13 protein-coding genes are annotated in these 14,683 nt (G+C 41.4%); 7 read left to right on the top strand and 6 right to left on the bottom strand.

Features of this window, described 5'->3' with window-relative positions:
• Position 1 precedes the first annotated feature (1 nt).
• Together ACTNC0_RS00815 and ACTNC0_RS00810 are read right to left on the bottom strand one after the other, a co-directional pair.
• Positions 2 to 958 (bottom strand): sensor histidine kinase, encoded by a 957-nt coding sequence (locus ACTNC0_RS00815; RefSeq protein ID WP_441085941.1) that lies wholly within the window; start codon positions 956 to 958, stop codon positions 2 to 4.
• A gap of 621 nt (positions 959 to 1,579) precedes the next feature.
• Positions 1,580 to 2,212 (bottom strand): helix-turn-helix transcriptional regulator, encoded by a 633-nt coding sequence (locus tag ACTNC0_RS00810; RefSeq protein ID WP_441085940.1) that lies wholly within the window; start codon positions 2,210 to 2,212, stop codon positions 1,580 to 1,582.
• Positions 2,213 to 2,518: 306 nt separating this feature from the next.
• On the opposite strand from ACTNC0_RS00810, the gene hydA reads away from it, so the two are divergent.
• Together hydA and yedF are read left to right on the top strand one after the other, a co-directional pair.
• On the top strand, positions 2,519 to 3,892 hold the full coding sequence (gene hydA, locus ACTNC0_RS00805) for a dihydropyrimidinase (RefSeq protein WP_441085938.1): 1,374 nt from the start codon (positions 2,519 to 2,521) through the stop codon (positions 3,890 to 3,892).
• Positions 3,893 to 3,994: 102 nt separating this feature from the next.
• Positions 3,995 to 4,609 (top strand): sulfurtransferase-like selenium metabolism protein YedF, encoded by a 615-nt coding sequence (gene yedF / locus ACTNC0_RS00800; RefSeq protein WP_441085937.1) that lies wholly within the window; start codon positions 3,995 to 3,997, stop codon positions 4,607 to 4,609.
• A 251-nt stretch (positions 4,610 to 4,860) separates the two neighbouring features.
• Here yedF and ACTNC0_RS00795 read toward each other — a convergent pair whose 3' ends face one another.
• Entirely contained in the window at positions 4,861 to 6,081 is a 1,221-nt protein-coding gene (locus tag ACTNC0_RS00795) for a dicarboxylate/amino acid:cation symporter (protein ID WP_118247435.1), read from the bottom strand.
• A gap of 88 nt (positions 6,082 to 6,169) precedes the next feature.
• Here ACTNC0_RS00795 and ACTNC0_RS00790 point away from each other — a divergent pair, with 88 nt between their 5' ends.
• Together ACTNC0_RS00790 and ACTNC0_RS00785 are read left to right on the top strand one after the other, a co-directional pair.
• Positions 6,170 to 7,171: an XdhC family protein gene (locus tag ACTNC0_RS00790; protein ID WP_441085936.1), complete on the top strand. Its 1,002-nt coding sequence runs from the start codon at positions 6,170 to 6,172 to the stop codon at positions 7,169 to 7,171.
• 131 nt (positions 7,172 to 7,302) lie between these two features.
• The gene (locus ACTNC0_RS00785; protein ID WP_441085933.1) at positions 7,303 to 7,794 is read left to right on the top strand and encodes an SH3 domain-containing protein; all 492 of its coding nucleotides are present in this window, start codon (positions 7,303 to 7,305) and stop codon (positions 7,792 to 7,794) included.
• 231 nt (positions 7,795 to 8,025) lie between these two features.
• On the opposite strand, the gene ACTNC0_RS00780 is transcribed toward ACTNC0_RS00785, so the two are convergent.
• On the bottom strand, positions 8,026 to 8,505 hold the full coding sequence (locus ACTNC0_RS00780) for an S-ribosylhomocysteine lyase (protein WP_441085931.1): 480 nt from the start codon (positions 8,503 to 8,505) through the stop codon (positions 8,026 to 8,028).
• A gap of 319 nt (positions 8,506 to 8,824) precedes the next feature.
• On the opposite strand from ACTNC0_RS00780, the gene ACTNC0_RS00775 reads away from it, so the two are divergent.
• Complete coding sequence (locus ACTNC0_RS00775) at positions 8,825 to 9,652, top strand: peptidylprolyl isomerase (RefSeq protein WP_243118095.1); 828 nt, start codon at positions 8,825 to 8,827, stop codon at positions 9,650 to 9,652.
• 131 nt (positions 9,653 to 9,783) lie between these two features.
• Here the strand turns inward: ACTNC0_RS00775 and ACTNC0_RS00770 are convergent, their stop codons facing one another.
• Both ACTNC0_RS00770 and ACTNC0_RS00765 read right to left on the bottom strand, forming a co-directional pair.
• Entirely contained in the window at positions 9,784 to 10,347 is a 564-nt protein-coding gene (locus ACTNC0_RS00770; RefSeq protein WP_441085929.1) for a class I SAM-dependent methyltransferase, read from the bottom strand.
• 550 nt (positions 10,348 to 10,897) lie between these two features.
• Positions 10,898 to 12,211 (bottom strand): hypothetical protein, encoded by a 1,314-nt coding sequence (locus tag ACTNC0_RS00765; RefSeq protein ID WP_441085927.1) that lies wholly within the window; start codon positions 12,209 to 12,211, stop codon positions 10,898 to 10,900.
• 268 nt (positions 12,212 to 12,479) lie between these two features.
• Between ACTNC0_RS00765 and coaBC the strand changes: the two genes are divergently transcribed.
• Complete coding sequence (gene coaBC, locus ACTNC0_RS00760) at positions 12,480 to 13,715, top strand: bifunctional phosphopantothenoylcysteine decarboxylase/phosphopantothenate--cysteine ligase CoaBC (RefSeq protein ID WP_441085925.1); 1,236 nt, start codon at positions 12,480 to 12,482, stop codon at positions 13,713 to 13,715.
• A 311-nt stretch (positions 13,716 to 14,026) separates the two neighbouring features.
• Positions 14,027 to 14,680, top strand: a complete 654-nt coding sequence (locus ACTNC0_RS00755) for an ECF transporter S component (RefSeq protein ID WP_441085924.1) — start codon at positions 14,027 to 14,029, stop codon at positions 14,678 to 14,680.
• Positions 14,681 to 14,683 lie beyond the last annotated feature (3 nt).

The raw sequence follows: 14,683 nt of genomic DNA, 5'->3' as shown, positions 1-14,683 counted from the left end.
ATCAGATGATAATTCTCAGAACAAAGCAATGTTCAGAGACAGAAAAATGACATTGTCCATGTAACTGCTCAACGTAATAAATGATGCTTTTTACTCCGATTCCATGTCCATCTCTGTTGGAAACAGGAACACCATCGACAAACTCCGGAATTTTCTCTACAGGATTTTCGAGTTGGATCAGCAGATGTTCTTTTTTCTGCGAAACAATAAGTCTGGCCCGCTTTGAAACAATGTTCATCTGTTCCAGAGCATGCATGGTATTCTCCAGTGCGTTTGACAGGATTGTACAGACTGCAATGTCAGAACAGGAAAGTTCTTTTGATGTGGAAATATTACATTCAAGAGAGAAACCCTTATCTGTGAAACGAGAATGATAAATAGAGATTACGGAATTTAACATTTCATTTCTGGAATAGTTGGAGATAATCGTATCATCATATGCAGAGCTGATTTCTTTGATATATTCCTGTGCTTTTTCTGAATGTTCATTTTGCAGCTGAGTCAGAATGATATTCAGATGATGGCGCATATCATGTCGAAGGATTGCAAGTTTCTGGCTGCTTATTTTTACCTGTTCGATTTCTTTTTGCATGGATTGAACCTGCATTTCACGAAGCGTGCTGTATTGTTTTAATTCCTGTTTGTTTTCATATTCCCGGAAGTAGATTATGAGAAATGCGAGATAAGCGTTACAGAAAGCAAATCCCATAAATTCAACTACTGTCTTATTACCGGAATAAAGCAGACTGGAAAATTTGGTAGAGGCATAATCAAAAATATAATAAACAAAAGGCAGAAAACCTATGATGCAAAGTTCTCTTGGCTCTTTGGAAAAGAGTGTCCGGGTGGAGCGGAATATATATTTGTACAGAAGGATAAATGTGGCAAGTGTAGTCAGGATTCTTACGGTATAATAACACCATTGGGCTTCTGTTATTTGTAGAGCGAATAATCCCATCCAGTTACTCACCTGACAGCATAGGTATGCGGAGAAAACGGAAACTGCGGAAGAGATTAAAGGATACTTGTAATAAAAAGTCAGGAATAAGATCAAAGGAAAATGTACGATCAAAGGATAAGACTGATTGGCAAGTGTTTTCCCGAATATCAGAAAATCAATAATATATAACGATCCCTGTCCGCAAAACAGCAGAAATAAAGTCAGGATATTTTTGCGTCTGGGTTTCATCCCAAGAAAAAAAGCGGAACAAAAAATCCCGAAAAGCATGATAGTTACATTGTGAATAGCAGATAAAACCTGCACCAGCATAACAGCACCTCCATTCATCTGTAACTCCGACGAAAATCAGGTGCATTGCCAATGCCTGACAGAAAATTCCCTATCAGTCGGAATATTATTATATGGAACATCATAATATATGTTCAGTATAAAAGATTCCCAAATCAAACACAACCCCATATCCCCTAATTTGCTTACCATTTATACCATATAGTTACCATTCGCGCCAAAAAGAAAAAATGATTTCCTGCCATGATATTATAAATTATCCTCTGGTTCCTGGATATATAGAAAAAAACTCCCTGAGATACTGCAAAAACAGTATTCCAGGGAGTTTTTCTATTTGTTTACATCAATATAACTGTATAACGTATATTTGGAGATGCCAAAGTAATTTGCAACTTTATCTCCGGATTTGGTGATAAGGAATGCACCTGCATCATTTAAGAATTGAATAGCAGTAACTTTATCTTCCTTATTCATCAGAGCTACAGGTTTACCGACAAGTGCAACAGACTCTTCAATCAGATGGTCAAGAAGATCATTAACGTTGTGAGTGATTTCTTTCGGCTTTTCTTCTTTGTTCTCAGGAGTGACAAGAGAATGAAGTGCGGACTCGATCATGGTAAGTTTGGTGATATCATAATTGATTCCGAAAACATAGTGAAGAGTGCCGTCATCGTCATGGATGTAGGAGGTGCTGCATTTAAGAATCTTGCCGTCGGAAGTTTTCATCAAATAACCGGTATGGTCTTCCGGGGCGTTTCCTTTCTCCTGATTACGGATCGCATCAAAAACCGCGCTGGATGGTCCGTCTCCGATATCTCTGTTTGTAACATGACCGTTTACAATATACACGATAGAATGCTCTGGTTCTGAAGTTTTCAGGTCATGGATTACTACTTCGCAGTCAGGTCCGAACTGAGATGCGATATCAGTGGCGATTTGTTTTAATACAGTAAGTCGTCCCATTTAATTCCCTCCTAAATGAAATGATTTTTTTGTTACTGTTCATGTGTTGGATTGCCAAAAGCAGAGACAGAATGAACAGCAAGATGTACGAAAACTGCACGTTTTCTATATTTTAACATAAAAAAATAAAAATAAAAAGAGTGTTAAAAAAATAAATATGAATACCTAAAAGAATTTGTGAATATTCTCTGAAATGATTGAAGTGTCATTTAAATGGTGGTATATTTTACACATAAATAGTTGCTGTTCATTATAGGCAGTAACAGTAATCCTTAAATACAAAAAAAGAAAGGGGTGGCAAAAAAAGTGAAAACTTTATTGAAAAATGGTACGGTAGTATCGGGGGATATGTCTGTCAGGGAAGATGTTCTGATAGATGGAGAGAAAATCGTAAAGGTAGGACAGAATCTGGAGCCAGAGGATGCCCGGGTTGTTGATGTCAGTGGGAAATTACTCTTCCCAGGATTTATTGATGGACATACACATTTTGACCTGGAAGTGGCAGGTACAGTAACTGCGGATGATTTTGAGACAGGTACAAAAGCTGCGATTGCAGGCGGAACGACGCTGGTGATTGATTATGCGTCTCAGGACAAAGGCGGACATACTCTTAAAGAAGGTCTTGAAAAATGGCATAAGAAAGCGGACGGAAAATGTTCCTGCGATTATTCGTTCCATATGTCTGTTGTAGAATGGAATGAAGAAACGGAGAAAGAAATTCAGGATATGATCAATGAAGGAATCACCAGCTTTAAGCTTTATATGACATATCCGGCGATGATCGTAGATGACGGTGATCTTTATAAAATTATTAAGAAATTAAATGAATACGGATGTTTTGCGGGAGTACACTGTGAAAATGCAGGAGCGATTGATGCGTTAATCGCGGAGGCGAAGAAAGAAGGACGATTTGGACCTGAGAATCATCCCCTGGTACGTCCGGACATCATGGAAGCGGAGGCAGTTCACCGCCTTCTGGTGATTGCAGATGCAGCAGATGCACCGGTTATGGTGGTTCATCTGACAAACAGGAAAGCTTTTGAAGAGGTGATGCATGCCAGAATGAATGGACAGAAGGTATATGCAGAAACCTGTCCGCAGTATTTGCTTCTGGATGACAGTGTATATTCCAAACCAGATTTTGAGGGTGCGAAGTATGTGTGCGCACCTCCAATCCGTAAGAAAACAGATCAGGACTGTCTCTGGAAAGCGCTGGCAAACGGTGATATCCAGACGGTTGCCACAGACCAGTGCAGTTTTACCATGGAGCAGAAAGCGCTTGGCAAAGATGATTTCACGAAGATTCCGGGAGGGCTTCCCGGAGTGCAGACAAGAGGAACTTTACTCTATACATATGGCGTTCGTACCGGCAAAATTACACAGGAACAGATGTGCCGTCTGTTAAGTGAAAATGCGGCAAAGCTTTATGGCGTTTATCCGAAGAAGGGTGTGATACGTGAAGGCAGTGATGCAGATATTGTTGTATTTGACCCGGAGAAAGAAAACGTGATTTCTGCTAAGACACATCTTTATAATACAGATAACAATCCATATGAGGGATTTAAACTTCATGGGGATATTGACAGCGTTTATTTAAGAGGCGCGCATGTGGTACAGAATGGAAAGGTGCTCGTGGAGAAAGCCGGTAAATATATTAAACGTGGTAAGAAGTTGCTGTGATGGAGTGGAAAGATATAGAATAAATAATGAATTTGAACATATAAAATTGCGTTCTGGCAAGGCTGTATGTTGAAAGAATAAATAATTAAGAGGTGCCCCAAAATGAGACATGAAGTTGACGCAATGGGAAAGCAGTGTCCAATCCCGGTAGTAATGACAAAGAAAGTAATTGACAAGGCAGCAATCGGTGATGAAATTGAGATTCTGGTTGATAATGAAACTGCAGTAAACAATCTGAGCAGACTTGCAAATAAAACAGGATGCACATTTGTGTCAGAGAAGTTGGAGGATAAGAAATACCAGGTAAAAATGACTGTTCAGACAGAGCAGGCGGGTGGAGATGTAAATGAAGAGGAATTCGTATGCGAGACACCACATAAAAAAGTGACAGTGGCTGTAATCTCATCTAATTTTATGGGGAATGGTGATGATGAACTTGGTAAGATTCTGATCAAGGGATTTATCTATGCGCTTTCTCAGATGGATACACATCCGGATACAATTCTCTTCTATAATGGAGGAGCTAAACTTACGACAGAAGGTTCTGAGAGTATTGGAGATCTGAAAAAGATGGAAGAAGAGGGAGTAGAAATTCTGACTTGTGGTACCTGCCTGAAACATTACGGACTGATGGATAAGCTGATGGTTGGTAAGGTTACAGACATGTATACGATTGCTGAGCGTATGACAGGTGCAGACAAGGTGATTCGCCCATAACTCGCTCATAATTATAAATAAAGAAAGAATTCAGTCTGGTGCCTGAAAGATTCTCTGTAGTGATTAAATTCCTGTGATATAAAAAACCATCATGTGTATGTCTGTTTAAAACAGAAGCATACATATGATGGTTTTGTGAATCAATTATATTTTGCAGAATGCATTTTTAACCAAATCAGGCAAGTCAATATGGCAGTTACTTAATATTCGCTGCACTAGGATGCGTTGGGCATTCGTTATAATTCATACTGTTAAAGATCAACACTGATATGCTGTTCTTTAATATTATGACGTTTCGCATATCCGGTAAGGATTAAAGTCAGAGCGCCATCGCCTGTTACGTTACATGCAGTTCCAAAACTGTCCTGCAAAGCAAAGATAGTCAGCATCAGAGCAGTGCCGGAATCTCCGAATTTCAGAATGCCGGTAATGATTCCCAGAGACGCCATAACGGTTCCGCCAGGTACGCCGGGAGCTCCGATGGCAAAAATACCAAGCAGAACACAGAAAAGAACAATAGTTCCCGGTGCAGGTACTGCGCCATAAAGGATTTTGGAAATCGTCATACAGAAGAAGACTTCTGTGAGAACAGATCCACAGAGATGAATGTTGGCAAATAACGGAATACCAAAATCAACCATGTCTTTTCTTAAAGGTTTTGCTTTACGCGCACACTGGAGAGCAACTGCAAGTGTGGCAGCAGAGGACATGGTTCCTACGGCGGTAAGATATGCCGGTCCATAGTGCTTTACGACTTCCATAGGATTTTCTTTGGAGTAAATGCCTGCAAGTACATACAGAAGAGCCATCCAGATAAAATGCCCTATCAAAACAATTACGATTACCTTAAGAAAGACAGGAAGCTGTCTGGTAATAGTTCCTTCATATGCGAGAGAGCAGAAAGTCAATCCGATAAAGTAAGGAAGAATCGGTATGATAATTCTGGCTACAATAGAAAGCACGATTTTCTGAAACTCATCCAGAAAGGATGAAACCAGGCTGGCTTTTGTCCAGGTAGCTGCAAGTCCAAGCATAACCGATAATACAAGTGCACTCATAACAGGCATGATCTGCGGAATAGAAAGTTCAAAGATCACGTCAGGCAGAGTCTTCAGGTGATCAGCAGTGGAACTGATGGATAAGTGTGGAATCAGCACATATCCGGACAGCGCAGAGAATAAAGCGGCTCCCAGTGAGGAAGCATAAGCAATACAGACTGCAACTCCTAACATTCTGGAAGCATTGTTTCCAAGTTTGGTGATGGATGGCGCGATAAATCCTATAATGATTAGTGGAACACAGAAATTGATCAGCTGACCAAAGATATATTTCAGCGTCACAACCAGATTCAATATGGCAGTAGTGATGGCGGATTCATCTGAGATATTCAGCAGGAGTCCGATACAAATGCCGAGAGCCACGCCGACAAGTAATTTGAACGGCAGGCTGTGTAGAAATTTGCTTTTTTTCATGATATTTCCCCCTTTTCCGTCAATTATAATATATTTTTGAAAAAATCACAATGAAAAACAGGAAGAGGGGATTGAGACAGGAGAGACTATGTACAAGAAAATTTATCAGATATTGGAAGAAACAGGAAAAGTTAAAACAGCGATGTTTTTGAATGGCAGCCATAAAGGAGAGAAATGCCTGATAAAAGAAGGAAGCTGCGTAGCCTTTGACAGTAAGACAGAAGATTTCTGGAAGGAATATGAGGCAGAGCTGGCTGCGTGTCAGGATACAAAAGTCGTTCATATCAAAGAGAATGATTTTTTTGTAGAAATTTATGTAAAAAATCCTCAGCTTATTATTCTTGGTGGAGGACATGTGTCTCAGCCTGTGGCAAAAATCGGAAAAATGCTGGGATTTCATGTGACAGTTATGGACGACAGAAAAGATTTTGTGACTCCGGAGAGATTTCCGGATGCAGACCGTCTGATAACGGGAAGTTATGATGAGATTCCCGATAAAATTCCGGAATATGAAAATGCTTACTATGTAATAGTAACAAGAGGCCATCTGGGAGACAGTGCCAGCGCAAGGCAGATTTTAAGACGTCCATATACCTATCTGGGCATGATCGGAAGCAGAAATAAAGTAAAACTGACTATGGAAAAACTGCTTGGCGAGGGATTTAGCAAAGAACAGCTTGATACGATCCATGCACCGATCGGACTTCCAATCGGAGGGCACATGCCGGCAGAAATTGCGGTAAGTATCACTGCTGAGATCGTACAGGAAAAAAATAAATACAATGTTTCCTATATTGATGAAACGGTAGAAAAAGCTGTCCGGGAAAAAGAAAGCGGAGTTATGATCACGATCATTTCCAAGAGTGGCTCTTCACCAAGAGGAACAGGAAGTAAAATGTTCCTGGACAAAGAAGGCAGATTGCATGGAAGCATTGGCGGAGGAAATGTGGAATTTCAGGCTCTTAAATATGCACCGGAAGCGAAGCACGGAGAAATCAGAAGGTATAATCTGTCCAATCAGGGCGGTGCAAACCTGGGAATGATCTGCGGGGGAGAAGTGGAAGTCCTTTTTGAGGTATGTGAACAGTAGCCAGTAACGTTTAACTTGCATATTGCGTGAGAATCGTGTATATTAATACTTAAAGGTTATTGCCCGCACGCGAGCGGACAAAGAAAACACGAAAGGATAGCAGTCGTGTTTGATAAAGGAGGATTCTACTTATGAAAAAATCACTTTGGCTGGTTCTGGTACTGGGACTTGCATTTGCCGTTCAGGGATGCGGATTTGACCCTACTATTGATTCCAGTGTTATGATCGTTAAAGTAACACCAACACCGGAGGTAACACCTACTCCTGAAGTAGCGGAAGCGACACCGACACCGGAGGCAACACCTACTCCTTCAGCAGAGCAGACAGCCAGTGGTGTGAAGGTAGAAGCAAAGACCGGTACATATTATGCATCTGCAGAACTGAACCTTCGCTCTGACGCAAGTGCAGATGCAGAACTGATTGCAAGCGTGGCATCCGGAACTCAGCTGAACAGTACAGGTGTATGTGAGAATGGCTGGATCCGTGTGGACTACAACGGACAGACATGCTATGCCAGCGGAGATTTTGTGACAACGACAGCTCCTGCAGCAGATGAGGCAGTGGCAACAGCAAATACAGGTGCAGCTGAAGATACATCTTATGATGAAAGTGCAGAATACTAAGAAGTACTTTGGGAGTTTAATAACTATCCATGAATTAGAGATATTAGATTTATTGTGTGAAAAAAATAAATGCAGAAGCGGTGAGTGATAATAACTCGGTAGCTTCTGCATTTTATTTTAATCAAATTAAGTAAGCTCTTGCATCAATTACGAATATCCGCTTGATATTGAAACATACAACGCAAAGAGTATGGCTAAGAAACAGTCACTTGGTAACTTATATATTCTTACTTACTGTGGATAAACAAGTCTGTCAGGTTTGATGTCATAGAGAACTTCATCCAGGAATTTCTTAGCCAGATATTTAGCCATCGGCAGATTCATATCCAGGTAATTTCCACAGTCTTTGGCAGATGCTCCAGGAACTTCACCCTCGAAATCACGGATAAACTCAAAAGTTTCGATCATAAGCGGAACGATATCCTTTGATTCATAATCTCCATTTAAAAGAAGATAGTTACCTGTGCGGCATCCCATCGGACCCCAGTAAATCATCTTAGAACCAAATTCTTTGTGGTTTCTGAGAAAAGTAGCTGCCAGATGCTCGATAGTGTGAAGCTCGGCAGTGTTCATAACCGGTTCTTCATTCGGAGATGTCATACGGATATCAAATGTGGTGATCACACTGTTTCCAACCGGATCCTTGCGGGAAACATAGACACCCGGCTGAAGTTTAATATGGTCAATGGTAAAACTTGTAATTTTTTCCATTTCGGATTCCTCACTTTCAAATAAGAATAATTACTCGTGCTTTTAGCAGATGAATATATATGGTATCAGGACCAAAAATCCAAAAGCTTTATTGTATAGATCTGAACGGCTTTTTTGACCCGGATATCATTATATATTACTGTATTTCAGGTATATTTTAACAGGCAAATGTCAGGAAGTAAACCAGACAATCTGAACATTTTGTGAAAAGAGTTGTTTTTTTTTCAGGATAGGTTATAATCAGATAAGATTGTGTTTTGAGGATGGCAATAAATGATATAAAAGCCTTGAAACGGAATAATTTTGGAGGTAGAGAATAATGAAGAGAAAATTACTGGCAGCACTTTGCGTTACAGCCATGTCAGCAAGTTTACTGGCAGGATGTGGTAGCAGCGATAAAACAGAGGAACCAACAAAGACAGAAGAAACAACAAAGGAAGAAACTTCCAATCAGACAGAAACCAAGACAGATTCCACTTCTTCTGACAGTGAAGATACAGTAAGTGAAGAAGAGGCAGAGAAGGCAGGATTTACTGACGGATCTGATGAAGAAGACAGCGAATCTTCGGATATAGATAACACTGATAGTGATACAGAAGATGGGAAAGACAGCAGCACAGATGTACTTCTGGATACTTCCAAAGAACTTACAGGAACTCATCATGCAGAAATCGAAGTAAAAGATTATGGCACGATTGATGTGGAACTGGATGCAGATACAGCGCCGATTACTGTAACAAATTTTGTGAAGCTTGCACAGGAAGGTTTCTATGACGGACTGACATTCCACCGCATCATGGATGGATTTATGATCCAGGGCGGCGATCCGAATGGAGATGGAACAGGCGGATCTGACGAGAACATTAAGGGTGAGTTCAGCAACAATGGAGTAGATAACGATATTTCTCATACAAGAGGAACTATTTCCATGGCGAGAGCAAGTGATCCGGACAGCGGAAGCTCACAGTTCTTTATCGTTCAGACAGACAGCACATTCCTGGACGGTGATTATGCAGGATTTGGACATGTAACAGAAGGAATGGACATTGTAGATAAGATCTGCGAGGACGCTAAACCAACAGACAACAACGGAACGATTCCGGCAGATGAACAGCCGGTGATTGAGACAATCAAGATCACAGACTAAACAGAATGAATTCTCAATTCTCTGGTCAGATAAGAAAAATCGGAGAAAGAACAGATTAAAAAAATACTTAGATTACAAAAGACACCGGAAAAGATTTTTACGATATTCTTTCCCGGTGTCTTTTTGTGCTGTCAATTTTTTATGATAAGTACAGGGATCGGAGGGTTATTTGGCCGGTTATAATATTCACTTTTTATTACCAGATATTTATGCGGATCCAATTCTTTCAGCCAGGAAAGAATCTGATTTCGTTCATCAAAGCCAGAATCACCGCCGCTGTAAATACAAAGAGAGATCATGCCTCCCTTTTTCAGCAGAGATAAAGCCTGTGTTAAAGCCTGAATACTGGTCTCGCTTCTGGTCGCGAGGGAATGATCGCCGCCCGGAAGATAGCCGAAATTGAAAACAATGCAGCTTATACTATCTGCCTCGGCATACTTAGACATATTTGCATGGGATTCCAAAAGAAGGGTGTAATTTTGAGGAGCATGCTCAGCGGCCAGCTTTTCTCTGGTGGCAGCCAGTGCCTGTTTCTGGATATCGAAAGCCAGCACTTTCCCCGTCGTTTTGCATAATTGAGATAATAAAAGTGTATCGTTGCCATTTCCCATAGTGGCGTCTATACAGAAATCGCCCTCAGTTACCTGCTGTCTGATAAAATTAGCACACCACTGTGTAATCTGATAGTTTTTCATATGTACCTCCATGAAATATATTGTAGTAATTCCGTAACTATTCAGCAGTCTGCTATTCCGCGAGGTGTTTTGGCATAAATATGCCAAAATCCCGAGACATACAAGTCAAAATCCTATCGCCAAAGGCGATTTTTAATGGATTTGACTCGTAACTGTGAAGGTACCGAACAGTTACGTAATTCCATAAATCTCTGCCAGAGTGACAGATACGTAACAAATAAATTAATTGTTGGATGAAAGCAGCTCTAATAATTGTTTTCGTTTTGTGCGGGTATCGCCTCCGATATGAAGTTTGGAATAAACCTGATTGATATATTGTTTCACACTGCCTTCAGAAAGAAAAAGTTTTCCCCGATTTCACGATTACTTAAGCGCTGTTGCAACAACATGACGATTTCGTGTTCACGGTCCGTCAGCGAAGAGAGCACCATGGGACGTGGACCGGCATTGTCCAGTTCCTGCTGACGGACTTCGTATTTCTGACACAAATCCAGGATATCCTGCAAAAATTTCTGATTTCCAGCACCTGTGCAGCTTTCAAGCAGCGGCTTCAGATAAATATAATTTTCTGCAAAAGGAAGCAGAAAATTGTCGGCAACAGCCTCCGACATGCCTGTAACAACAGTTTTTGTCCCTGAATGCGTTTTCCAAGCATCTCATAGGCAGCGACCGTTTGAATAAGCAGATGGATTCTGACCAGTTCATAATGCATAGTCTGGCAGGCCGCCAGCTGATTCTCACTGCGGCCTATGACTTTGGCATAAGCTCCCTGTGCCAGGAAATCGCAGCATAAAGCCATGTTCTCCTGCCCGTTTCCTTCAATCTGTGAATAGGCTGTTTCCAGTGCAATGAGTGTATCAGAGAACTGTCCCTGCATCAAAGCTGCTTCAGCCCACATGATCTTTTCTGCTCCCTGCCCGTGTCCGTCTGTGATTTTATAATAGTGAGGCATACATTCATCCATTTCGGCGAGCTCTTTTTTTATTGCACCGGGTTCGCGATGAAACATCATCAGGACAGAAGGAGAACCGAAAGTCCATCCACCACTTTTATGGATACTGATAGCGGGGCGGGACATTTGATTGCTTGCACTGCGATGCAGGCGGCTCATAGCGCTGATATCATTATAGCAAAGAAAACTCATGATAAGATCACATTCTCCAAGCAGATTTCCGCGTTCCTTGGCTGACATTTCCGTGTGTTCCTCAATAGATGCCATAAGGAGCGACCTCATTTCCATTATTTTAGGAAAACGATTCCAGTTGAATATGCTTCGCATCAGTACAAGGAGTGACAGAGGATGTTCTTTAAGCGTAGAAGCAGGACAGTTATCAATGACAGACAATACGGCATCAGGATTTAGTGAAGACAGCAGAATGCCTGCATCTTTTTGGATAATACGCAGCAGCCTGTCATAATCTTCGCTTTGCCGGTAAGCATTCAGCGTATGAAGGTATTGTTTATGCTCTTCATACCAAAGAGCAAAACGCTTCTGATAAAAGCTCTGCTTTTCTTTTTCGAGCATTTGAAATACCCGGCTGGCACATTCCTTCATCATATGATGGAAACGGTAGGTGCTACCATCAGGAAGACGTTTTACAAAGGCATTTTGTGCAGTGAGTCTGGAAAGAATTTTTTCTACATCAGGATTGTCTGTCACAAACTCCGCCATTTCTATGGTGAATTCATCAGCAAGCCCCATAACTGCAAGAAATTCCCGCTGGCTTTTGGGCAGAGGATCGATCATTGCCGAGGTAAACATGCCATAAATATCTGAATTATGGTCAGGCAGTGCAGCCTGCCCGGAAAATGTCCTGAGGTTTAAATAGATGGCAGAAAACCATCCCTCTGTGGAATAAAGCAATTCCTTTCGTAAATTTTATTATAATTTACATGGAAAGATTAAACAAGCGCTTATCTAAATTCATTCTGGATTACCTGTGGCAAAAGTTACTGGGTACGGAGTGAACAGTAACACAGGAAAGATTGTTTTGTAAAGAAAACAAATCCTGTATTGCATTTTTGATAACAATTAGTCTATAATAAGGAGAATTGTGTTAGAAAACAGAAATAATTACTGAATGTAGGAAAACAACAGTCAGTAATGATCCGGAGAAAGAGGGAGAGAGAAAATGACACTGGAAGGAAAAACAGTATTATTAGGAGTGACGGGCAGCATTGCTGCATATAAGATTGCATATCTTGCAAGCGCCTTAAAGAAACGCCGCGCAGATGTTCATGTACTTATGACAAAAAATGCGACGAACTTTATCAATCCGATCACTTTTGAGACTCTCACAGGCAATAAATGCCTGGTAGATACCTTTGACCGGAATTTCCAGTTTCAGGTAGAGCATGTATCTATCGCAAAGAAAGCAGATGTCGTAATGATCGCACCGGCAAGCGCCAATGTGATCGGCAAACTGGCTCATGGAATTGCAGATGATATGCTTACTACCACGATCATGGCATGCAAATGCAAGAAATTCATTTCCCCTGCCATGAATACAAATATGTTTGAGAATCCTGTAGTTCAGGATAACCTTAAGATTCTGGAGCATTATGGTTATGAAGTGATTGCTCCTGCAAGCGGTTATCTGGCGTGTGGTGACACAGGTGCGGGCAAGATGCCGGAGCCTGAGACATTACTTGCATATATTGAGAGAGAAGCCGCCTGTGAAAAAGATCTGAAAGGAAAGAAAATCCTTGTAACAGCAGGTCCTACGCAGGAGGCAATTGATCCTGTACGATATATTACGAATCATTCTTCTGGAAAAATGGGCTATGCTATTGCAAAAGCTGCGATGCTTCGTGGAGCAGATGTCACGCTGGTAAGCGGACGTACTGCAATCGAGCCACCAATGTTTGTGAAAATAGTGCCTGTTGTGACTGCAAAGGATATGTATGAAGCAGTGACTTCTGTCAGCGATGAGCAGGATATCATCATCAAAGCGGCAGCAGTTGCAGATTACCGTCCGGCGAAAGTCAGTGACGAGAAGGTCAAGAAGAGTGACGGACAGATGTCCATAGAATTAGAGAGAACAGATGATATCCTGAAGTTTCTGGGAGAACACAAACGTGACGGACAGTTCCTTTGCGGTTTCTCTATGGAGACGCAGAATGTGATCGGTAATTCCAGAGCCAAGCTCACAAAGAAGAACCTGGATATGGTAGCTGCCAACAATGTAAAAGTAGAAGGCGCCGGATTTCAGGGAGATACGAATGTGCTGACTCTGATTACACAGGATGAGGAAGTATCACTCCCACTTATGAGTAAGGAGGACGCAGCCCTTAAAATCCTGGATAAAATTGTTACTGTTCACTCCGTTCTCAGTAACACGCTTTGCGATGCACAGAATTTATGCTAATCGCATAAATTCGCGCGGTATGTCTCGGGATTTTGGCATTTTCATGCCAAAACACCTCGCGGGATAGTGGCGTGTGAACAGTAACATAAAATTCTTACGCTGACCTCATTTTAGGCAGGAAGCAGTAAGAAAGCAGATGGTAGCAGTGATTTTCCGATTTTGTTTTTATGAGGCAAATGCAGGAGAGGATTTTGCCAGTCTGCAAAAAATAACTTTATATCAGAAAAGCAGAAATCCCGTCAGGGAAAATACCAATCTGCTTTCCATCACCGTATTGTATCCGGAAACGGAACGGTAACAAGGAGGAAAAAATGAAAACAAAGAAATTCACAACGACACAGCTCACTATGCTTGGCTTAATGGCAGCAGTACTTTTGCTGATGGCCTACACACCACTGGGATACTTAAACATCGGACCACTGGCGATTTCGTTTAACGTGATCCCTGTTGCAATCAGTGCGGTCGTACTTGGACCGACAGGCGGAGCAATTGCAGGTGCGATCTTCGGACTGACAAGTTTTGGACAGTGCATCGGACTTGGTGGTACAAGTGCAATGGGAGCTATGCTATTTAGCATCAATCCGGTTCTGGCATTTATCCAGAGATTCGTGCCACGTCTTCTTGACGGAATTTGCCTTGGCTATATTTACAAGACTATGCGTAAAAAGACAAATGTATATGTATCATGCGCAGTGACTGGATTCTTTTCCGCATTTCTCAATACCTTATTCTTTATGACTGCTCTGGTAGGTCTGTTTGGAAATACAGAGTATGTACAGGGACTGATGGGTGGAAGAAATATCATTATCGGATGTTGTATGATGGTTGGAATCAATGCAGTATGTGAAATGGTGTCCTCAACAGTGATCACAGGAGCTGTAGGAGCTGCCCTTTCAAAAGCACACCTGATTCCGGCGCAGAAAGTAGCAGACAGTGAAAACGGAAAAGTAGCATTAGAAAGATAATTG

Source organism: Blautia sp. HCP3S3_B11, from assembly GCF_052064435.1.
GTDB lineage: Bacteria > Bacillota > Clostridia > Lachnospirales > Lachnospiraceae > Blautia_A.
This window is presented reverse-complemented; position numbering and strand designations above follow the sequence as displayed.